This is a genomic window from Pseudoalteromonas sp. S3178 (genome assembly GCF_005886985.1).
GTDB classification, from domain to species: Bacteria; Pseudomonadota; Gammaproteobacteria; order Enterobacterales; family Alteromonadaceae; genus Pseudoalteromonas; species Pseudoalteromonas carrageenovora.
Genome location: NZ_PNCW01000039.1, coordinates 1 through 20,241 on the forward strand (window position 1 = coordinate 1; position 20,241 = coordinate 20,241).

The following is a 20,241-nucleotide window of genomic DNA, read 5'->3' on the forward strand; positions in this document are numbered from 1 at the left end:
TTATCGGGGTCAGATCAGATAGCTGATAGCTGATAGCTGATAGCTGATAGCTCTTTAGAAGGATTTGTTTATGAAACTCGAAGATATCCGCCGTGAATACCTGCAAGACGCGTTAAGCGAAGATACTTTGCAAGATGACCCATTTAAACAATTTGAAACGTGGCTTGAGCATGCTGTGGGCAGTAATGTGCCTGATCCAACGGCCATGGTTGTGGCAACGGTTGATGAAACTGGGCAACCTTCGCAGCGTATTGTGCTGTTAAAACACCTTGATGATAACGGGTTTGTATTTTTTACGAATACGGGCTCTCGTAAAGCACAAGAGCTAAAAGGTAATAATAAAATATCGTTGCATTTTCCGTGGCACCATATGGAGCGCCAAGTGATTGTGTACGGCGAGGCTAAACCATTACCTACATCAGCCGTGGCAAAATACTTTTTATCACGCCCTAAAGAAAGCCAATTAGCGGCCTGGGCTTCAGCGCAAAGCAGGCCCGTGTCGTCGCGAAAAGTACTTATGGAAACCTTTGCCAATATGAAAAGCAAGTTTGCCAAAGGTGAAATCCCATTGCCTGACTTTTGGGGCGGCTATTGCGTAGTACCTACAAAAATAGAGTTTTGGCAAGGTGGCGCACACCGTTTACATGACCGCTTTATGTACCAGCGCCAGGATGATAATAGCTGGCAAATAACACGTTTAAACCCTTAAGAAGCTACGCTTGTGAAGTTTATAGACTCCCATTGCCATCTTGATTTTAATGAGTTTGACGCAGAGCGTGAATCACTTATAAAAGCATGTGTGGCAAAGGGCGTTGAGCGCTTTATAGTGCCAGGCATTAGCTTGGCGCAATCTAAACAGTTAATTGAGTTTAAAAGCAAATACCCACAAGTGCATATAGCTGCAGGGCTCCACCCTTACTTTTTAGATGATCATAAAGAACTTCACTTAGCGCAGCTTTTTGATTTTGCAAAAGCAAATATTAACCAGTTGGTGGCAATAGGTGAGTGTGGGCTCGATAGAAGTATTGAAAACCTTGAAAAGCAAACGCGGTTATTTGAGCAACAAATAACTATTGCTAATGAGCTAAATTTACCGCTTATTGTCCACCATCGGCAAAGCCATGATTTAATTGCGCAATCGTTTAAACGCTGCAAGCCAAAATATGGTGGTGTAATACATGCGTTTTCGGGGTCACTACAGCAAGCGCACTATTATATTAAACAGGGCTTTAAATTAGGTGTAGGTGGGGTTATAACTTACGAGCGAGCAGCAAAAACTCGTAATGTCATTGCTCAAATTGAGCCACAACATTTAGTGCTCGAAACTGACTCGCCCTCAATGCCACTGAGCGGTCATCAGGGGGAAATTAATACGCCGCTACACATTCCAAATGTGTTCAACGTATTATGTAATTTAAAACAAAGTAGTGATAAAGAGGCGCTGGCTAAAGCGCTTTATGACTCTTGCTCAGAAGTTTTTTGCATATAACGACTCACCTGCCAGCGTTTTAAACCGCGTCCTAATTGCCATGTAAAAATACATGCAATAACTAGCATTAATAAAACTTGCCGACCTAAATCATGAAAATGATTGTGGCTGTCTGATATAGCTGCACGCGTTAAATACGTTACCGACACAAAGCCAATAGGGCGATCATCATCGCTTATTACGGGTTCCATAAAAGGCGTTTTTAGCTTGCTAATCCCTGGGGTGGAGTCAGGTAGTTGACCAAAAATATGGTGTGATTGCCAATTATCGCTACTGGCTATCAAAATACCCTGTTGATCGTAAATGGTGGCCGAAAGCACAAATTTATCTTTACTTATATCGTTACAAATAGCATTTAACTGGGGTTTGTTTTTTTCAATAAGCGGGGTTTTAACGTTTAAAGCCATAAACTTAGTTAAGCTTTGTGCTGTGTTGTCGGCGCTGTCATACAATAACTGATGACTCTGAAAACTACTATTAACACCTACCCAGCTTAATAATACAAAACAGCCAGCCGCAAGTATTAAGCGTACGAGGCGTTTTCTTTGAGATGCGGATATAGGGTTTTTAATATGGTTATTTTTCATAGTCACCGTATATGCTACTGACAGCATTTTGATTTGATGTTACAACTACACTAACTATAACCTTAAACCCCACCTGATGGCGAATTTAGCGTTAATATTAGTTATTCAAGAAATGCCAAAAGTCAGGAAAATAAAAATAAACACGGAGACCCCATGTCGCAAACGAGCATGGCACAGCCAGCTGCTGAGCAGCCATTACAACACTTAACTTTAAATAAGTGGTTTACTTACAGTAGTGGCAATTTTATACCGGTTAATGATATTCCAGATAAAAAGTTAGGGTTATTTAGCATTGCATTTGCGGGTGATTTCGAACACATCCATGTAACACGGATTATTGAGTTTTTAGCTAAATATAATCAAACAGTAACGGCTGTATGTCAGTATCAACCAGATCTAGGCTTAGCGCCTGCGTTGTGTTTTTATGCACAAAATGCAGAGCAAGCAATAAACCCGTTAGCGCTTCAAGAGTTTTCAAGCTCGCTTGATTGCCAACTAGTGCAAGTAGCCACGCCTCCTAACTTGTACGAGCCTGGTTTGCTTGTTATGGATATGGACTCAACGGCTATTACTATTGAATGTATTGATGAAATAGCGCGTTTAGCCAATGTTTATGATGAAGTCGCGTCGGTAACAGCGCTCGCCATGGCTGGCAAGCTTGATTTCAGCGAAAGTTTAAATCAGCGAGTAGCTAAGCTTACAGGTATTGAAAAAAGCTTGATTGAGGATCTTAAAAGTGCGCTTCCTTTAATGCCGGGTATTAAAGCGTTGTGTCAAATTTTAAAGCAACACCACTGGTATTTAGCTATTGCATCCGGTGGTTTTGTGCCTTTTGCAGAGCGTGTTCAGGAGCTAATTAATTTAGATGAAGTGCATGCTAATGTGCTGGAATTTAAAGACGACAAGCTAACAGGTAAAGTACTTGGTACTATTGTGGATGCGCAGCAAAAAGCGGTGGTATTAAAGTTACTTCAACAAAAACTAGGCCTTGAAAAAGCACAAACGGTAGCAATTGGGGACGGTGCAAACGATTTAGTCATGATGGCTCAGGCTGGGCTTGGTGTTGCCGTACATGGCAAGCCTAAAGTGGTTGAGCAAGCCCAAGCTGCTATATGCCAAGGTTCATTATTGCAGTTATTGTATATGCTAGCTATTCCGCTAAATGAAAAGCCAAACGCATAAGTAAAAGGTTAAACCGCTTAGCGTAAGCGGTTTAACCAAATTAATTTACGACGACCCATTTGTTCAACTTGTTCTTGTTTAAGCTCAAGATGACTTAAAGCTTCTTCAGTTATATCAACCATGTCGCCTACACCAGCAACAGCCCATAAAGCTTCTTCTAAATCTTTTGCTTTATGCATGGCGTATTGGCTTACGTATTTTAGCTCGTTAGATAAGTAATCGGTATCTGGGCGGCCCGTGCGTGAAATATAAAGTCGCATTACAAATATAAGCTCCGACTTAATACCTTTGCTTATTTGCTTATTAAAGCTGGTGTAATCTTCACCTAATACGCATTGGCTTACCACAGCATCTTCAATACTGCCCTTGCGCGGGTCAAAGTTAATAGCAAGTGTAAAAGCAAGTGGTGGGTCTTGTCGGCTGCGATCTTTAATATTAGGGGTGATCACATCAACTATTTGCTCTTGCGTTAAAATACTCGATAAGTCGGTTTTATTACTTAATAAGCCAAAGTTTTGTAAAATCACATGCATTGGACTTGCATATAAACCAAAGCCAATAGCACCTGTTTTAAAGTGCGCAGCCTCTTTGTGTAAGTAAAATGGGAATTGGCAAACACTTTTAGTGACCATATTTCTAAGAGCTGTAGAGAGGCCTTCTACTTTTGGTGCCTCTTCAGAAACTTTTAGCTTATCTTTATTCCCTTCTATTAACTGAGTAAAAAAGGTAACACCAGCATGAGGTAAATCAGCTACTCGATTAGCCTTTAAATTAATAGTAGTGAATGACTTACTAATTGCCATTACCTCATACTTTAACTCGCTGAGTTTATGTTTTTTTGTTATTTTTTGCAGCTCAGGAAAGGCTAGAAGTACAATATCACCTTTTTTAAATGTAACGGGCTGTTCGCACTCAAGCTGTAAGCCCATGACTGAAAAATCCCGTGTATATCCATCATATACAGTTTCATTTACTGTAATACTGACTGGTGTTTTATATAAGTAGCGTTTGTGCGAGCGTAAGTTAACGTATTCAAGTGGCACTATGTCTAAATAGGGTGGCGATTTATGCTTAGCATGACCAAAATGCTTGAGCTGGTTAACGAGTGCTTTGTCGTAAGAGAGCTGTTTATAATCTTCTTGCTCAGCTTTATTGCCTATGCTTGTAAGTACAACCACATACTTTACATCTTTAATAAGTCCTTTAACGCGTGGAGAAGGGGGCTTATTCAGTTTTTCAATATTAGAGCCGGCACTATTTGGTAGCGAAAGCGGAATAAAAGAGTCATCAGGGTGGCTTGGCATTATTTGTATTTTAAAACTTTGCCAGCTCTCTTTTTGGCTACCAAAACCTAAAAATAAATCTTTTAACTTAGGGTTGTTGTTTAACTCAGTTCTTGTTGCTGAGTAATAGTAAATCTTACCCGACGATACATGTGTAAACGTGTATAGGTAATCTTCTTTAACTGCTGTTATTTGCGTTAGAAGCTGCGTAACTCGTTGATGATTAAGTACGTTGTATAAACAAGGGACTTTTCTTTCATCGGTTAAGTATCGCTGAATAAAAATATTATTTTCGGTGGTTAAGCTTAAACTTGGGTAGAGCGTTTCGTCTTTTTTGCTTAAAAATACATATAAAGAGGTTACACGAGGAATATAATATTGCTCGTAACCCTTAGAAACCACAGCATCAAGGGTGTTATCCAAATTTACTTTGTAGCGGCGTTTATTTCCGTTTATAAAGCTGTCTAAAAAGTCATCAAAAGCTTCGTTTTTTTCTATGTAGGTACGTTTTAAGCGAATGTGGTTATATTCACGAGATATATTTTCAACGGCAACCACTTCATATTGAATCCCGTTTTTTAAGCCCAGCTCAAAGTCTTGCTCAAGCCCGACTAAACGCATGGCAAGTAGCTCGCCTTTTTTAATAGAGTAGCGTGTGCCTAGTTTTATTTTGCAGCCACTTAATGATATATCGGAGGTGCTAGCGGCAATGTTCTTTTTATCTTTATACTCAATCGTTACTTTTATCGAGTAGTTCATGCGCTCTTCACGGCGGCTTTCATATGAGGCGAATTTAATTACCTCAGTACTTAATTTATTCTCAAATTCTTGAAGTTCTGATTGCTCAGCTGCTTGCTTTTGCAAAACGCGGTGGTTATTTTCGGTATTCATAACCGCTTCGTATACAGCTAATGTGTATCCACCATGTTGTTCGAGGGCTTTTTCAAATACTTCAATGGCAGTGTCGTCCATAAAGTGCTGCTTGCCATTGTGCTCATAAGGCTTTACTTGTCCGGTGACTAAACCGCGTAAATCAACAAAGCGAGCCACAGGCTGAGATAGGCGCGACATTTCCATCTTCATCAAAAATTGCTCGGGCTTAGTTAAGCTTGCCGTTTTTGATTTGAAAATTAGGTCAAATTTTGCGTTACCTAAATATGTTTTTAGCTCGTTTACGAGGTCTTCGTATTTGAGCAATATGTCTTCAGCCATTTATAAAACCATCACCGTCTAATTGAAAAAGTAGGTATACTATTAAGTCCATTTATTTGAAGATTTAATAAACGTGAATCGCTCTATGTTATTAATATAGGTACGATTTTTCGAATAACTACCGTTTAGCTCTTGTTATTATGTGTTATGTGCCATTTTGTTGGCAAGTCACATTAAATATTATCAAAGCAAAAAGTATGCCCTAAATTGTAGCGAAAAAAAACAGGGTTTGTATTTAAAGATTGTGCCGTTAGATCGCATAACAGGCAAGAGTATGTTGCTAAGTAAAAGTTTTAAATGGCAAAATGAGCACTCAATAGTCGATATTTTTAAAATTAAAGAAAAAGTAGGTAAGGTTATAAATGGCTAAAGCGGCAAAAGTAGAATTTGTTTGTACCGAATGTGGCATGAACTATCAACGTTGGCAGGGTCAATGTCGCTGCGGCGCATGGAACACACTAGCAGAGTTTAAACCCTCAGCAGGGCAAAGCAAAAAAGCAGCAGTAAGAGCGACTGTTGGAGGCTATGCCGGTGGTGTTGGCGGTGGTTCTAAAAAAATAAATGATATTGCCACAGCAGAAGCCGAAAAACAGTTAACTGAAATTGGTGAGTTAGACCGAGTATTAAGCGGCGGCGTTACCACGGGCTCAGTTAATATTATTTCGGGTGACCCTGGAGCGGGTAAAACAACGCTTTTATCTGACTTAGTTGCCAGAATGTCTCAGCGTATGCCATCGCTCTACTGTACGGCAGAGGAGTCGTTGTCACAGTTTAAAAACCGTGTAAACAGGTTAAAGCTTAATTACAACGCTGATGAACTTTACTTACTCTCAGAAACTAGCGTAGAAACTATTATTGAAGAACTTGATAAAAATAAAGTTAAGTTTGCAGTAATTGACTCTATTCAAGCGGTCGTTACCGATACTGCAAATGGCAGCCCAGGTTCGCCTTCGCAAGTAAAAAGTGCTGCGCAAGCGCTTACACAATACTGTAAGCAAAACGATGTCACCATGTTTATTATTGCCCATGTTAATAAAAATAATGAAATAGCAGGGCCGCAAACATTAGTACATATCGTTGATGCGCTTTTGCATATAGATACTAACGATGGGCAGGTGCGAACGCTTAGGGCAAATAAAAACCGCTTTGGCGACATTGATACCGTAGGTATATTTAAAATGTGTGAGCGGGGTATGCTTAGCGTTGATAACCCAAGCGAGATTTTTTTATCGGGTTCAAGTACCGAATCGCCAGGCTCTACCATTACCTGTATTCGTAAAGGTAACCGTAACTTATTGCTAGAAATACAATGTTTAACTACCGAAACCGAAGCTGAGTTCCCGCAGCGTGTATGTGTAGGTTTAAACATGAACCGTATAAAAATGCTTACTGGTATTTTACGTAAACACACCAAAACTAAAATATTCCACGATACGTTTTTTAATATTGTGGGCGGCTTACGAATTGATGAAACCGAAACCTGTATTGATTTAGCGTTAGTGACTGCGCTTTTAAGTAGTTTAAACGAATTTGTAGTACCGCGTACAACCTGCATTATGGGTGAGCTTAGCTTAAACGGCGACGTACGCCCAATCGACAGTGGTGTGCCGCGAGTTAAAGAGGCGGCGCAGCATGGTTTTACCGAAATATTTATTCCATTTCGTAATTACCATAAATCTATGGAAGGCTTAGGCGCTAAAATTACGCCTGTAAAAACAGTGCATGAGCTACTTAGTTTGATTAATTAACGCTTACAGGGATTGCCATGCAATGTTACTCTTGAGCTAATACCAACCCGCAATAATACTTAATTATTTTTAGGGGCTAAACGTGTCGCTATCTGCGTTAAAAAATTCTCATTTAGAACAACTAAATAGCGAATTTTTTGCCTTGCTATCAACACGCTTTTCCATCCTCAAAATAGATCACTTAATTATGCGGATTTGGTATAACACAATTTAAACAAAGAACAGAATAAGGAAATAACATGAAAAAACTCGTAATAGCCATAGCCATTGTTGCAGCAGGTGTTGGTGGCATTAGCTACGCAAACTATGTAGCAACCCAAGAAGTACGTACTGAAGTAGATAAGCAGCTAGCTTTAGTGAGCGATCAAACCGGTGCAACGTTTAAATATGCGGGTTTATCGGCAAGTGTTATTTCTCAAAGTGTTGAAATTACTAACATGGAAGTAATTGGCCCAGAGGGCGAAAATGTAGCGCATATTCAAAGTATAGAAGTAACTGGTTACGAAACCGATAAAATATCGCCACATACATCGTTTGAAGTTAAAAGCTTTCAGTTTGATAAAGACTTTGTAGCAAAACTGCCAGCTGATACAAACGAAATGCTCGCTTCAGCAAGTTACGACTTAAGCTCATCGCTTGATTACGATGAGCAATCTGGCGACAGCGATGTGGTTTTAAAGCTCGATGCAAAAGATATTGTTAGTTTTAATATGGATGTAGGCCTTGCCAATTCTAAAGTATTAATGGACGCATCCCTTGCTATAAGCAAAGCGCAACAAGAAGCAGGTGACACGCCACTTACTTACGAGCAAGAGTTACAACAGCAGACCTTAGTGATGCAAGCTATGAGCAAGCTTGAGCCTCGTAATATCAATTTAGTACTTAATAACCAAGGCAAATTAAAAGAGCTGTTTGTGAGTGAGCTTGAAAAACAAGGTATGACACTTGAGCAAATGCAAATGACGCTTCAGCAACAATTACAGCAAGCTCCCGTAACGGAAGAAATTGCACAATCGTTAACTGATTTTGCCAAAGGCTTAAACTCTTTAAGCGTATCGGCAAAATTGCCTGAAGGTAAAACCATGATGGAAGTAAACCAGCAAATAATGATGTTAGCTGGCCAGCCAGAAGAGCTAGTTAAATTTATTAACTTAGAAGTTAAAGGCGAATAATAGCGATAAGCTATACATTGTCAGCTTAATGCAAAAAAGCCGTACTTGATTAATCAAGTACGGCTTTTATTATTTCAGCTGATAGCTATTTTAGTGAAGAATACGCGCTCTAATTGTACCTTCTACTGCGCTTAGCTCTTTAAGTGCAACTTCTGATTGATCTGTATCTACGTCAATAACTACATAACCAATTGATTCATCAGTTTGTAAGTACTGAGCGGCAATGTTAATACCGTGCTGGGCAAACGCTTGGTTAATTTGCGTTAATACACCTGGGCGGTTGTGGTGCACGTGTAATAAACGGCTACGATTAGCAAGCTCTGGTAGTGATACTTCAGGGAAGTTAACAGCCGTAATTGTTGAGCCATTATCTGAGTATTTAGCTAATTTACCGGCTACTTCAATACCAATGTTTTCTTGCGCTTCTTGGGTTGAGCCACCAATGTGCGGCGTTAAAATAACGTTGTCGAATTCACGCAGTGGCGATACAAATTCTTCTTCGTTAGATTTTGGCTCAACCGGGAAAACATCAATAGCAGCGCCGCTTAGTTTTTTCTCGCTAAGTGCTTCTGCTAGTGCATCAATATCTACCACAGTACCGCGTGAAGCGTTGATTAAAATAGAGCCTTGCTTCATTACTGCAAGTTCAGCAGTGCCAATCAGGTTTTTAGTTTGCGGTGTTTCTGGAACGTGTAAGCTAATAATATCAGCACGTTGTAAAAGCTGCGTTAGGTTATGTACTTGCGTTGCGTTACCTAAAGATAGTTTATCCTCGATATCATAATACTCTACGTTCATACCTATGTTTTCAGCCATAATACCTAGTTGCGTACCAATGTGGCCGTAACCGATAATACCTAAAGTTTTACCACGCGCTTCAAATGAGCCTGTTGCTGTTTTTAACCAGCCGCCACGGTGCGCTGCTGCATTACGCTCTGGAATACCGCGTAATAATAATAGTATTTCGCCAAGTACAAGCTCTGCTACAGAGCGAGTGTTTGAAAACGGTGCATTAAATACCGCAATACCACGTTCACGTGCTGCGCTTAAATCTACTTGGTTTGTACCAATACAAAAACAACCAATAGCAACTAGCTTTTCAGCTGAGTCTAATACGGCTTGGTTAATATGAGTACGAGAACGAAGTCCTACAAAGTGCACATCTTTAATGCGCTCTTTAAGCTCGTCCTCAGGTAAGGATGTTTTTACGTAGTCGATGTTGCTGTAACCATTACGTTTAAGCGTTTCTACTGCGCTTTGGTGAACACCTTCAAGCAAGAGAATTTTAATTTTGTCTTTTGCTAACGATACCTTACTCATAACCTCATCCTATTTAATTTGAGGCCCATTTTTAGTGCCGATAATTACTTTATCAGCGCCGCGCATTGCAAATAGGCCGTTGGTAACTACGCCAACAATTGAATTAATCTGTGTTTCAAGTTGTTTGGCATTACTAATACTTAAATTGTGTACATCTAAAATAACGTTACCGTTATCTGTTACTACGCCTTGGCGGTAAACAGGGTCGCCACCAAGTTTTAATAATTCACGTGCAACGTAGCTGCGTGCCATTGGTATAACTTCTACCGGAAGCGGGAAGTCGCCCAATGTATCTACTAGTTTTGTGTCATCAACAATACACACAAACTGTTTTGCTACCGCTGCTACAATTTTTTCACGGGTAAGTGCAGCACCGCCGCCTTTGATCATTTCATTTTGGGCGTTAATTTCATCTGCGCCATCTACGTATACATCAAGTACATCAATGTTATTTAGCTCAAACACTTCAATACCTAACGCTTCTAGGCGGGCTGTTGAAGCTTCAGAGCTTGATACTGCACCCGTTATGGTGTCTTTTACTGTACCAAGGGCATCAATAAAATGATTTACGGTAGAGCCTGTACCAACACCAACAATAGTGTTTTCTTTAACAAACTCGAGTGCAGCCCATGCTGCTGCTTTTTTTAATTCGTCTTGCGTCATTGTCATGCTCATATATCAAATGTGTAGTGAGTGCTTATTACCATTGATAAATTTTATCAGGAGTAATAATAGTTTTAAGTGGTACATCCCACGATTCAATAGGCAGTGCGTCTACTTTTTGACAGCTATGTGCTAAGCCAATAAGTTGCGGTTTTTGCCAATTGCCTTGGTGAAGTTGTGCCAGTGTTTTATCGTAAAACCCACCTCCCATTCCTAATCGGTTACCTTGGTTATCAAATGCAACTAATGGCATAAGTAAGTAATCTAAATCAGTTAATGGGCATATTTGAGAGCAGTTCAGCTTAGGCTCCAAGATACCATAGCGATTTGCCTTCATGGGTGAGTTTTTTTCATAGCGCTGAAATAGCAATGTAGCGCCATTAAATGGGTGAATTACAGGGAGATGAAGTGTGTGGTTTTGTTGCCATAATTCATTAATTAACAAAGAGGTATCGAGCTCGCCATCGTTACTGAAATAAATGGCAATATGCTTCTTGTTAGGTGTTTTTTTGCTTTTTAGGTGTTGAGTAAAATTCACTTTTAACGATTGAGCCGCGATCGATTGCTGACTTTTTGGCAAGCTATTACGTATTTTACGTATTTGAGTTCTTATTTGTGCTCGTTTATTGCTCATTTAACTATTTAACCGCACCTAAAAGAGAATAAATTTGGAAAACCTAAATAAACAGCAAGCACAATCAGCAAAATAACGACGGTAGCTATTAATATATATAAAAACAAATTACTACGCTTTGCTGGTGTTGTTATAAGCTCTTCATCAAGCATTAAGTCGTCGTCTTGCCATTCATCTGTAATTTCATCAGGTGCTTTTAATTGAGCTTCAGGAAGACGTTGCTCTAGCTCTTCAAGTTTTTCTTCTAAGCGAATTAAGCTACTCGTAATATAATCTAGTGCATCAAAAATTCTTTCATCGCGCTGGCTGCTTGGTATTTGTTGAGAGGGCGTTGGCGATGTACTTGCTTGTAGTTTACTTTTAATGCCGAGGCTCGCTAAGAGCTTGGCTTGTTTTAGCGCTTTATCTTTATTACTTGGCGCAAACAATGGTTTGCCTTTTAAAAAAAGAGCCACTTTTTCTTCTGACGTTTTTAGTTTAGTTGCTAAATTTACGCACGCTGTTTTGCTATCAACACCTTGTGCAAGTTCTACAAATATAACGCGAAAGTTGTCGGCCATTAAACTATCCCTAAAGCTTTTATAATAAAGTGAGTATATACCTAAAGTGCAAAAGAGTTCGAGATTGATTTTATTGTTATTTTGCAGATGCTCTATAAACAATATAGTTAAACGTTAGATATAAAAACGGCCCTAAAAAGGGCCGTTTATATTTTTTGTACTGTGTTGGCTTAAAGGCCAGCAGCTGCGCGAAGTGCGTCTGCTTTATCTGTACGTTCCCAGGGGAATTCGTCGCGACCAAAGTGACCGTAAGCCGCTGTAGGAAGGTAGATAGGGCGCTCTAAATCAAGCATTTGAATTAAGCCGTAAGGGCGTAGGTCAAAGTGTTCACGAATAAGCTCGATTAAACGGCTTTCTTCTAACTTGCTTGTACCAAATGTTTCAACGCTGATAGAGGTAGGCTCTGCAACACCGATTGCGTAAGATACTTGTAATTCACACTTATCGGCAAGGCCAGCAGCCACTACGTTTTTAGCAACGTAACGTGCAGCGTAAGCAGCTGAGCGGTCAACTTTTGATGGATCTTTACCAGAGAAAGCACCACCACCATGACGCGCCATACCACCGTATGTATCAACAATGATTTTACGACCTGTTAAACCACAATCGCCCATAGGTCCGCCAATTACAAAACGACCCGTTGGGTTAATGAAAAATTTAGTCGCGCTTGTAATAAGCTCTGCAGGAAGTACCGGCTTGATGATAGTTTCCATCACCGCTTCTACTAAATCTTTTTGTGAAATGTCTTCGCTGTGCTGAGTAGAAAGTACTACAGCATCAATACCTACTGGCTTACCGTTTTCGTATGCAAATGTAACTTGAGATTTTGCATCTGGGCGTAACCAGTTAAGCTCACCGCTTTTACGTACTTGCGCTTGGCGCTGTACTAAACGGTGTGAGTAAGTAATTGGAGCTGGCATGAGTACTTCTGTTTCGTTACATGCGTAACCAAACATTAAGCCTTGATCGCCTGCGCCTTGTTCTTCTGGGCTAGTACGGTCAACACCTTGGTTAATGTCAGGAGACTGTTTACCAATAGTGTTTAAAATTGCACACGAGTCTGCATCGAAACCCATGTCTGAATGTGTGTAGCCAATTTCACGTACTGTTTTACGTGTAATTTCTTCAATATCAACCCATGCGCTAGTAGTGATTTCACCACCAACCATAACCATACCGGTTTTTACGTAAGTTTCGCACGCAACACGGGCATGAGAGTCTTGCTCTAGGATAGCATCAAGTACCGCATCAGAGATTTGATCGGCGATTTTATCCGGATGACCTTCAGAAACAGATTCAGAAGTAAATAAATGTTTTGCCATTGTATTTCTGCTCACAAATATTGCGCTTCACAAACGTCGGTATTAGCGCTAAAAAATTAAGGGGCGTATTTTATCTAAAACAAAACTGCTTGCATAGTGTTTTTACGCCTAGACGTCTAAATAAAATGAGTAATAACTTTTCGGTCTTAAAAAATATTCATAATGCCCCATTTTTATGGGGTTTTTAATTGCACACTGCACCCACAATAAGTAAGAATGGTTGCCATAACAGCTCTTAAGATATTTAAGAGCATTAATGAACACATAAATACCCGCGCAAATACACATAAAGGTAGGAGAATTCATGCCATCTCGCAAAGAACTTGCAAATGCTATTCGCGTCTTGTCAATGGACGCAGTACAAAAGGCCAAATCTGGTCACCCTGGAGCCCCTATGGGCATGGCCGATATCGCTGAAGTATTATGGCGCGATTATCTAAAACATAATCCAACTAATCCAGAGTGGGCTGACCGTGACAGATTTATTCTTTCAAACGGCCACGGTTCAATGCTTATCTATTCTCTATTGCACCTAACTGGTTACGACTTACCACTGGACGAAATTAAAAACTTCCGTCAAATGCATTCTAAAACGCCAGGTCACCCTGAATACGGTTATGCACCAGGAATCGAAACTACTACGGGTCCATTAGGGCAAGGGATCACAAATGCCGTAGGTATGGCGATTGCTGAAAAAGCACTTGCTGCACAGTTTAACCGCGAAGGTCACGATATTGTTGATCACTTTACCTATGCATTTTTAGGCGACGGTTGCCTAATGGAAGGTATTTCTCATGAAGCGGGTTCACTTGCTGGCACATTAGGCCTAGGTAAACTTGTTGCGTTTTGGGATGACAACGGCATTTCAATCGATGGTGAAGTAGAAGGTTGGTTTACAGATGATACGCCGGCTCGCTTTAAAGCATACGGTTGGCATGTAATAAGTGGCGTTGATGGCCACGACAGCGATGCTGTTAGTGCTGCAATAGCAGAGGCTAAAAGTGTTACCGACAAACCATCACTAATTTGTTGTAAAACAGTGATTGGTTACGGTTCGCCTAATAAATCAGGTAGCCACGATTGTCACGGTGCACCACTAGGTGATGACGAAATTAAAGCGTCTCGCGAATTTTTAGGTTGGACTGGCGATGCATTCGAAATTCCTGCTGATATTTACGCACAGTGGGATAGCAAAGAAAAAGGTCAGCAGCTTGAATCAAGCTGGGACGAAAAATTTGCAGCATACGCAAAAGCATACCCAGAGCTTGCAGCTGAATATAAGCGTCGTATTAATAACGAACTGCCTGGCGATTGGGCTGAAAAATCTCAAGAATACATTGAGCAGCTACAAGCAAACCCTGCAAACCCAGCGTCTCGTAAAGCATCGCAAAATGCATTAAACGCATTTGGTCCGTTATTACCAGAATTTATGGGTGGCTCAGCCGATTTAGCAGGCTCAAACTTAACAATTTGGGATGGCTCTAAAGGTTTAACACACGACGATGCAAGCGGTAACTACATTTACTACGGTGTACGTGAGTTTGGTATGTCGGCAATTATGAATGGTATTGCCCTTCATAAAGGCTTTATTCCTTACGGTGCTACGTTCTTAATGTTTGTTGAATATGCAAAAAATGCCGTACGTATGGCTGCATTAATGAAGCAACCAAGCATTTTTGTATACACGCACGATTCAATCGGTTTAGGTGAAGATGGTCCAACTCACCAACCAGTAGAGCAAATTGCAAGCATGCGTTTAACGCCTAACTTATACAACTGGCGCCCATGTGACCAAGTTGAGTCGGCAATTGCATGGCAACAAGCTATTGAGCGTAAAGACGGTCCTACATCGTTAATCTTTACTCGCCAAGGTCTTGAGCAACAAGCGCGTGACGCACAGCAATTAAGCGATGTTAAAAAGGGTGGTTACATCCTTAGCTGTGACGGTAACCCTGAAATTATTTTCATTGCGACAGGCTCTGAAGTGCAACTAGCACAAGATTCAGCAACTGAGCTACGCAGCCAAGGTAAAAAGGTACGTGTTGTATCTATGCCATGTACTGATGCCTTTGAAGATCAAAGCGCAGAGTATAAAGAAAGCGTATTACCGGCATCTGTTACACGCCGCGTAGCAGTAGAAGCAGGTATTGCTGACTACTGGTACAAGTACGTAGGTCTAAATGGCGCAGTAGTAGGTATGACTACCTTTGGTGAGTCGGCACCTGCTGGTGAGCTGTTTGAGCACTTTGGCTTTACAGTGGCAAACATTGTAAGCAAAGCAAACGAGCTTTTTTAATAGTATTTGATTAAATAAAGTAAGTAATTTAAAAGCCCGCCCTGTGTTAAACAGGGCGGGCTTTTTTGTTGGAGCTAATATAAAACATTGCTTTTAAATGTAAGCAAGCTTGGTGTTTACCCAAGAAATACACATTCAACCTTTTTCTATAAATAAAAAGCCTGCCACGTAAAAAACGCAGCGATTAATATCTAAAAACACAGTTTTAAAACCGCAAGTGAGTAACTTTCAATGTACTTTCCTTGCAAGGCATTTTTCTATCAGGCAAGGTAGTGCGATAAAATTTATAAACAAAAATCTTAAATTAATAGCAGGAGCTAAAATGTCTCAGTTTGATAATGTAAGTGTAATTAAAAAAGCTAACGTGTATTTTGACGGAAAAGTATCGAGCCGTACGGTTGTGCTTAGCGATGGAACAACTAAAACATTAGGTTTTATGCAGCCAGGTGAATTTGTATTTGATACAAGCAAAAAAGAACTCATGGAGCTTTTAGGTGGTCAGTGGGATATTTTATTACCAGGCGAGAGTGAGTGGAAAACATTTAACGCGGGCGAATCGTTTAACGTAGATGCTAACGTAAGCTTCAAAGTAAAAGTGGCAGATTTTGCCGACTACTGTTGCTCGTACACAGATTAATAGCTAGCACTGCTAGACGTCTGAAAGCCCATGGTTAATGGGCTTTGCATAAACTTTGCACAACCCATGATTTAAATCAGCAAAACTAGTAAATAAACCTCAAATATCTCACCTTTTTCCTTGTGTTAATCTAAATAGCCCCCAATACTATTTATGAGGTAACAAATAAAAGGATACCCTATGAAAATTAATCTTTCTGGTCACCATGTTGAAGTTACTGACTCTATTAGAGAGCACATCAACGAAAAATTTTCAAAAATCGAGAGCCACTTTCCATCGCTTATTGCACTCGATATTATTTTGTCTAAAGAGCATCATAAAATCCAAGCTGAAATTAGCACTAATTACGAAGGCACGCGCATATCGGTAAAAGGGGAAAACGAAGTTATGTACCCAGCCATTGCAAGCGCAGCTAAAAAACTCGATGCGGCACTAAAACATCGAAAAGGGCAGATAAAAGCAAACTTACACGAAAAGCCTGTTAGCACTACACCTGAAATCGCACACGAGATCATCCAAGAGATGGATCTTAAATAAAATTTAGTTCCAAAGTATTGTAAAAAAGAGCCGTGTGGCTCTTTTTTATTGCCTGTAATTTAGGTAAGTTATGCGTTCTTGCAGTTTATTAATTAAAAAAATTAATAAAAAGAACACACAACACACATATTTTGAGAAATTAATGCACACAACAAAAGCAGTATGGAAGTCTCGACTAGGTGCGCTTGGACCTGGAATACTCATGGCAACAGCCGCTATTGGCGGTTCTCACTTAGTTGCCTCTACGCAAGCTGGGGCAATATTTGGCTGGCAATTATTTTGGCTTATCCTTGTTGTTAATGTTTTAAAGTACCCGTTTTTTCGCTTTGGTATGGAATACACACTCGCCACTAAAAATAGCCTAGTGGAGGGCTACAAAAGCAAAGGCCCGTTTTATTTTTACAGTTTTATTGGCTTAAACATTGTTGCCGCTGTTGTTAATACCGCCGGCGTATTACTGCTTACCGCAAGCTTACTGCATTACGCACTGCCTGTAATGATAGAGGTAACACTGCTATGTTGGATATTATTAGGAGTGTGCTTAGCCATATTATTGTTAGGCCACTTTAAAGCGCTCGACAGTGTGGCCAAAGGCATAATGGGGTTATTAACGCTGGCTACTGTTATTGCGTTAGTTATCGCGTTTAGTAATGGCCCAATGGCGCCTGCTGACTATGTTGGCCCATCACCTTACGAGCTGGCTATGTTGAGCTTTATGGTCGCGTTAATGGGCTGGATGCCAGCACCAATAGAGATATCAGCCCTTAGCTCTTTATGGCTTAAAGAAAAGCAAGCGCAGCAAACAGTAACTAAAAGCCAAGGCTTGTTCGATTTTAACGTAGGTTACTGGCTTACAGCTGGCTTAGCCTTGGTATTTTTTAGCTTAGGTGTATTAGTGCAATACGGGCAAAGCAGCAGTATAGAACTCGGTGGAGTCGCCTTTGCTAAGCAGCTTATTGATATGTACGCATTAACAATAGGCGAGTGGGCAAGGCCGCTTGTATCAGCAATCGCCTTTTTGTGTATGTTTGGTACCACACTTACTGTACTTGATGGCTACGCCCGCACGCTTAACGAGTCTCATAAACTACTTGGCTTTGGGCAATCAAAACACAGCTTAAATATTTGGTTAATACTACAAGCACTTGCCGGTATGGCCGTTATTTTATTTTTTAAATCAGCCCTTGGCCCCATGCTTACGTTTGCCATGACGCTTTCATTTGTTACAACGCCTGTATTTGCATGGCTCAACTTTAGCCTTGTGCGATCAGAGCCAGCTATAAAGCACAGCGTGCTATTACGCAGCTTAACGTGGTTAGGGCTAGTGTATTTAGTAGGCTTTGCTGTTGCGTTTGTAGTTTGGAAACTAGCAGCCTAAATAGAGCCACTTACTTTAGGGTTTTAATTAAAGCCCTAAAGCCTGAAATTTAATGAGGTATAAATGGATATTAGAACAGGCGAGCTTTCAAACCCACACGTTATAAAGTTACTACAAGCGCATCATAACGATATGCTAAAGCACTCACCTGTAGAAAGCGTACACGCACTGGATGTAACTAAACTCACTCAGCCCAATATAATCTTTTATAGCTTATGGATTGATAATAATTTGGCGGGTGTTGGCGCATTAAAAGCGCTTGATGCCACTCATGGCGAAATTAAATCAATGCGCACCTCAAGCAACTATTTACGCCAAGGAATAGCGGCTAAGCTACTTACGCACATTATTGGGGAAGCAACACAGCGAGGTTACAAAACAATAAGCTTAGAAACTGGAACTGCAGAGGCATTTTTGCCCGCACAAAACCTTTATACTCAGTTTGGTTTTAAAGAGTGCGAACCATTTGGTGATTATGAGTTAGATCCGTATAGCTTGTTTATGAGTAAAGTGCTTTAAAAGTGAGTAAGGGATATTATGGCTTATAAAGTTGAACTTGAAGCCCCAACACTGGATGAATTTGCTAATTTACGTACACAAGTAAAGTGGCAAAATCCTGACGATGAAATTTTAAAAGCAAGCATCGAAAACTCACTTTATTGGGTCACTGTATACGACACTGATAAGTTGATAGGCACTGGGAGAGTGATTGGTGATGGCGCAATGTATTTTTATATTCAAGATATAATTGTTGCGCCAAGCTATCAAAAACAAGGCATTGGTCATTTAGTAATGACCCACATTGAAAACTACCTAAGCAGCACCAGCCCTAATGGCGCTACAATCGCTTTATTAAGTGCTCATGGTAAAGAAAGCTTTTATACACAATATGGTTATGTAAAACGCGATGGCGATGGCGATGGTTTAGGGCTCGGAATGTGTAAGTTTATTAGCAAGTAATAATAAATATTGCTGAATTTTTTTATATTTTCCATTAACTCTGTAAGTCAGACTGTTTCTAGTTAATTCATCATTTTTTTGATGGCGTGGCTTCGCCACTTATCCGACCTACGTTAAAGGTAGGTTGGTTAAGCCAAAGGCGCCACCCAACAACGTTATAGGTTCACGCCTGAAGCTCCACTGCTAGCGCTGAGCTGAGCTGAGGTAAATTAATATCTAACTCAGCTCTTTTATCGCGTTACTTATTCCATCTAAACTCAGCGGGTACATGCGGTTGTTCATTAACTGTGTAATCAATGCTATTTAGAGTCAACAGATTAATGTTAAGTGGCTATTATTTTGTAGTAAGTTAGTAAGTGATTTGATAAGTTAGCCGGGTAAAGATATTAATATGCATGTTATGAAACGGCATACTATTAGGTTTTATTATTTGATGTTTAATCTACAAGGAAGAAACCATGAAATTTGATATGGCAATTACAGACAACTTCGCATCATTTTATGATGAAAAAGAAGGAAGTCATATTTTCATAGATAGTTTTGATAATGAAAATTTTGAAGTGAGAGTAGGAAGCTTAGAAGATTCGAAGCCCGTTGGTAATGTAGTTGCTTTTACTGATGTTGAACTGAATTCGAAATTATTGGAGTTATATAATAAGCACATTGGAGGTGCATAAAATGATTACTGAAGCTGAAATATCTGCATTAGAAAGTTCGGTCAATGAAATACTCCGTAAACACAATATGTCATTTAAAATGTCAAAACACTTTGTCAAAGACAGGATGAATGACTCTCGTAACACCCCAATGATTATGATTGCTGAACTAAACAGTATATTCAACCGTTTAACCGCGAGACATAAAGAGAACATTTTAAATCTTAAGCACAATAGTACATTTAATATTCGGTGCACAATCTCACATATTAATATGCCGTGCGCTGTAAATAAGATTCAAAGCCATTCTGGTGAGCATCATGAGAACATTGTAATTACAGTAATGAGAAAAGCTGAATGGAAATCAAAGGACTCTGTAGAGTTCTTAATTTAACTATAAATAATAAAATAGAGACTCTAAAAACTAAAACTTGAGTTTTTAGAGTCTGGCGCAATGAGCAAACGTGATTTATTTTCAGAATTAACGACAGCACTTGATGATGCTAAAGCACATTCACAAGGAAAGCTTACGTTACGTACTCATGCGGTAAATGATATTAACGATCTTGCTATCTCACCCGATGTGTACTAGCTCAGACTTGATC

General features: G+C 39.9%; 21 protein-coding genes. 14 read left to right on the forward strand and 7 right to left on the reverse strand.

The annotated features are described in order from the left end of the window. Window positions 1-70: 70 nt before the first annotated feature. Entirely contained in the window at window positions 71-709 is a 639-nt protein-coding gene (gene pdxH / locus CWC11_RS12445; RefSeq protein WP_138682941.1) for a pyridoxamine 5'-phosphate oxidase, read from the forward strand. A gap of 12 nt (window positions 710-721) precedes the next feature. Then, window positions 722-1,489: a TatD family hydrolase gene (locus tag CWC11_RS12450; protein WP_138682942.1), complete on the forward strand. Its 768-nt coding sequence runs from the start codon at window positions 722-724 to the stop codon at window positions 1,487-1,489. On the opposite strand, the gene CWC11_RS12455 is transcribed toward CWC11_RS12450, so the two are convergent. Next, entirely contained in the window at window positions 1,456-2,076 is a 621-nt protein-coding gene (locus tag CWC11_RS12455; protein ID WP_058547519.1) for an AhpA/YtjB family protein, read from the reverse strand. The genes CWC11_RS12450 and CWC11_RS12455 overlap by 34 nt on opposite strands. Window positions 2,077-2,229: 153 nt before the next feature. Here CWC11_RS12455 and serB point away from each other — a divergent pair, with 153 nt between their 5' ends. Further along, entirely contained in the window at window positions 2,230-3,258 is a 1,029-nt protein-coding gene (gene serB, locus CWC11_RS12460; RefSeq protein ID WP_138682943.1) for a phosphoserine phosphatase SerB, read from the forward strand. A gap of 17 nt (window positions 3,259-3,275) precedes the next feature. Here serB and CWC11_RS12465 read toward each other — a convergent pair whose 3' ends face one another. Beyond that, window positions 3,276-5,753: a PilZ domain-containing protein gene (locus tag CWC11_RS12465; RefSeq protein ID WP_138682944.1), complete on the reverse strand. Its 2,478-nt coding sequence runs from the start codon at window positions 5,751-5,753 to the stop codon at window positions 3,276-3,278. A gap of 362 nt (window positions 5,754-6,115) precedes the next feature. Between CWC11_RS12465 and radA the strand changes: the two genes are divergently transcribed. Beyond that, window positions 6,116-7,501 carry a DNA repair protein RadA gene (gene radA / locus CWC11_RS12470; RefSeq protein ID WP_138682945.1) on the forward strand — a complete coding sequence of 462 codons (1,386 nt, stop codon included), beginning with the start codon at window positions 6,116-6,118 and terminating at the stop codon, window positions 7,499-7,501. Window positions 7,502-7,740: 239 nt separating this feature from the next. Next, complete coding sequence (locus tag CWC11_RS12475; protein WP_138682946.1) at window positions 7,741-8,673, forward strand: aq_1923 C-terminal domain; 933 nt, start codon at window positions 7,741-7,743, stop codon at window positions 8,671-8,673. A gap of 90 nt (window positions 8,674-8,763) precedes the next feature. Here the strand turns inward: CWC11_RS12475 and serA are convergent, their stop codons facing one another. The 5 genes from serA to metK form a co-directional block, all read right to left on the reverse strand. Then, entirely contained in the window at window positions 8,764-9,993 is a 1,230-nt protein-coding gene (gene serA / locus CWC11_RS12480; protein ID WP_138682947.1) for a phosphoglycerate dehydrogenase, read from the reverse strand. A 9-nt stretch (window positions 9,994-10,002) separates the two neighbouring features. Continuing rightward, complete coding sequence (rpiA, locus tag CWC11_RS12485; RefSeq protein WP_089348450.1) at window positions 10,003-10,656, reverse strand: ribose-5-phosphate isomerase RpiA; 654 nt, start codon at window positions 10,654-10,656, stop codon at window positions 10,003-10,005. Between the two features lie 37 nt (window positions 10,657-10,693). Further along, on the reverse strand, window positions 10,694-11,290 hold the full coding sequence (locus tag CWC11_RS12490) for a 5-formyltetrahydrofolate cyclo-ligase (protein ID WP_138682948.1): 597 nt from the start codon (window positions 11,288-11,290) through the stop codon (window positions 10,694-10,696). 8 nt (window positions 11,291-11,298) lie between these two features. After that, window positions 11,299-11,850 carry a hypothetical protein gene (locus tag CWC11_RS12495; protein ID WP_138682949.1) on the reverse strand — a complete coding sequence of 184 codons (552 nt, stop codon included), beginning with the start codon at window positions 11,848-11,850 and terminating at the stop codon, window positions 11,299-11,301. Window positions 11,851-12,020: 170 nt separating this feature from the next. Beyond that, a complete protein-coding gene (metK, locus tag CWC11_RS12500) occupies window positions 12,021-13,172 on the reverse strand; it encodes a methionine adenosyltransferase (protein WP_002958976.1) in 1,152 nt (383 codons plus the stop codon). A 304-nt stretch (window positions 13,173-13,476) separates the two neighbouring features. Between metK and tkt the strand changes: the two genes are divergently transcribed. The 9 genes from tkt to CWC11_RS12545 all read left to right on the forward strand — a co-directional run bounded on the left by tkt (window position 13,477) and on the right by CWC11_RS12545 (window position 20,228). Next, window positions 13,477-15,468, forward strand: a complete 1,992-nt coding sequence (gene tkt, locus CWC11_RS12505; protein WP_138682950.1) for a transketolase — start codon at window positions 13,477-13,479, stop codon at window positions 15,466-15,468. A 322-nt stretch (window positions 15,469-15,790) separates the two neighbouring features. Then, complete coding sequence (gene ppnP, locus CWC11_RS12510) at window positions 15,791-16,105, forward strand: pyrimidine/purine nucleoside phosphorylase (RefSeq protein ID WP_138682951.1); 315 nt, start codon at window positions 15,791-15,793, stop codon at window positions 16,103-16,105. 180 nt (window positions 16,106-16,285) lie between these two features. Then, window positions 16,286-16,642 carry a ribosome hibernation-promoting factor, HPF/YfiA family gene (gene hpf / locus CWC11_RS12515; protein ID WP_007376058.1) on the forward strand — a complete coding sequence of 119 codons (357 nt, stop codon included), beginning with the start codon at window positions 16,286-16,288 and terminating at the stop codon, window positions 16,640-16,642. Window positions 16,643-16,844: 202 nt separating this feature from the next. After that, window positions 16,845-18,020: an NRAMP family divalent metal transporter gene (locus CWC11_RS12520; RefSeq protein WP_138682954.1), complete on the forward strand. Its 1,176-nt coding sequence runs from the start codon at window positions 16,845-16,847 to the stop codon at window positions 18,018-18,020. A gap of 63 nt (window positions 18,021-18,083) precedes the next feature. Continuing rightward, the gene (locus CWC11_RS12525; RefSeq protein WP_138682952.1) at window positions 18,084-18,539 is read left to right on the forward strand and encodes a GNAT family N-acetyltransferase; all 456 of its coding nucleotides are present in this window, start codon (window positions 18,084-18,086) and stop codon (window positions 18,537-18,539) included. An 18-nt stretch (window positions 18,540-18,557) separates the two neighbouring features. Next, window positions 18,558-18,980, forward strand: a complete 423-nt coding sequence (locus CWC11_RS12530) for a GNAT family N-acetyltransferase (RefSeq protein WP_138682953.1) — start codon at window positions 18,558-18,560, stop codon at window positions 18,978-18,980. Between the two features lie 458 nt (window positions 18,981-19,438). Continuing rightward, window positions 19,439-19,657, forward strand: a complete 219-nt coding sequence (locus tag CWC11_RS12535) for a hypothetical protein (RefSeq protein WP_055017349.1) — start codon at window positions 19,439-19,441, stop codon at window positions 19,655-19,657. A 1-nt stretch (window position 19,658) separates the two neighbouring features. Then, complete coding sequence (locus CWC11_RS12540) at window positions 19,659-20,030, forward strand: hypothetical protein (protein ID WP_138612530.1); 372 nt, start codon at window positions 19,659-19,661, stop codon at window positions 20,028-20,030. 60 nt (window positions 20,031-20,090) lie between these two features. After that, a complete protein-coding gene (locus CWC11_RS12545) occupies window positions 20,091-20,228 on the forward strand; it encodes a hypothetical protein (protein WP_249330738.1) in 138 nt (45 codons plus the stop codon). The last annotated feature ends 13 nt before the right edge of the window (window positions 20,229-20,241 follow it).

Excerpts from the sequence above, each read along its gene's own strand:
- pdxH (WP_138682941.1), top strand. The coding sequence starts at position 71 with ATGAAACTCGAAGATATCCGCCGTGAATACCTGCAAGACGCGTTAAGC.
- CWC11_RS12455 (WP_058547519.1), bottom strand. The coding sequence starts at position 2,076 with ATGAAAAATAACCATATTAAAAACCCTATATCCGCATCTCAAAGAAAA.
- serB (WP_138682943.1), top strand. The coding sequence starts at position 2,230 with ATGTCGCAAACGAGCATGGCACAGCCAGCTGCTGAGCAGCCATTACAA.
- CWC11_RS12465 (WP_138682944.1), bottom strand. The coding sequence starts at position 5,753 with ATGGCTGAAGACATATTGCTCAAATACGAAGACCTCGTAAACGAGCTA.
- radA (WP_138682945.1), top strand. The coding sequence starts at position 6,116 with ATGGCTAAAGCGGCAAAAGTAGAATTTGTTTGTACCGAATGTGGCATG.
- CWC11_RS12475 (WP_138682946.1), top strand. The coding sequence starts at position 7,741 with ATGAAAAAACTCGTAATAGCCATAGCCATTGTTGCAGCAGGTGTTGGT.
- serA (WP_138682947.1), bottom strand. The coding sequence starts at position 9,993 with ATGAGTAAGGTATCGTTAGCAAAAGACAAAATTAAAATTCTCTTGCTT.
- rpiA (WP_089348450.1), bottom strand. The coding sequence starts at position 10,656 with ATGACGCAAGACGAATTAAAAAAAGCAGCAGCATGGGCTGCACTCGAG.
- CWC11_RS12490 (WP_138682948.1), bottom strand. The coding sequence starts at position 11,290 with ATGAGCAATAAACGAGCACAAATAAGAACTCAAATACGTAAAATACGT.
- CWC11_RS12495 (WP_138682949.1), bottom strand. The coding sequence starts at position 11,850 with ATGGCCGACAACTTTCGCGTTATATTTGTAGAACTTGCACAAGGTGTT.
- metK (WP_002958976.1), bottom strand. The coding sequence starts at position 13,172 with ATGGCAAAACATTTATTTACTTCTGAATCTGTTTCTGAAGGTCATCCG.
- tkt (WP_138682950.1), top strand. The coding sequence starts at position 13,477 with ATGCCATCTCGCAAAGAACTTGCAAATGCTATTCGCGTCTTGTCAATG.
- ppnP (WP_138682951.1), top strand. The coding sequence starts at position 15,791 with ATGTCTCAGTTTGATAATGTAAGTGTAATTAAAAAAGCTAACGTGTAT.
- hpf (WP_007376058.1), top strand. The coding sequence starts at position 16,286 with ATGAAAATTAATCTTTCTGGTCACCATGTTGAAGTTACTGACTCTATT.
- CWC11_RS12520 (WP_138682954.1), top strand. The coding sequence starts at position 16,845 with ATGGCAACAGCCGCTATTGGCGGTTCTCACTTAGTTGCCTCTACGCAA.
- CWC11_RS12525 (WP_138682952.1), top strand. The coding sequence starts at position 18,084 with ATGGATATTAGAACAGGCGAGCTTTCAAACCCACACGTTATAAAGTTA.
- CWC11_RS12530 (WP_138682953.1), top strand. The coding sequence starts at position 18,558 with ATGGCTTATAAAGTTGAACTTGAAGCCCCAACACTGGATGAATTTGCT.
- CWC11_RS12535 (WP_055017349.1), top strand. The coding sequence starts at position 19,439 with ATGAAATTTGATATGGCAATTACAGACAACTTCGCATCATTTTATGAT.
- CWC11_RS12540 (WP_138612530.1), top strand. The coding sequence starts at position 19,659 with ATGATTACTGAAGCTGAAATATCTGCATTAGAAAGTTCGGTCAATGAA.
- CWC11_RS12545 (WP_249330738.1), top strand. The coding sequence starts at position 20,091 with ATGAGCAAACGTGATTTATTTTCAGAATTAACGACAGCACTTGATGAT.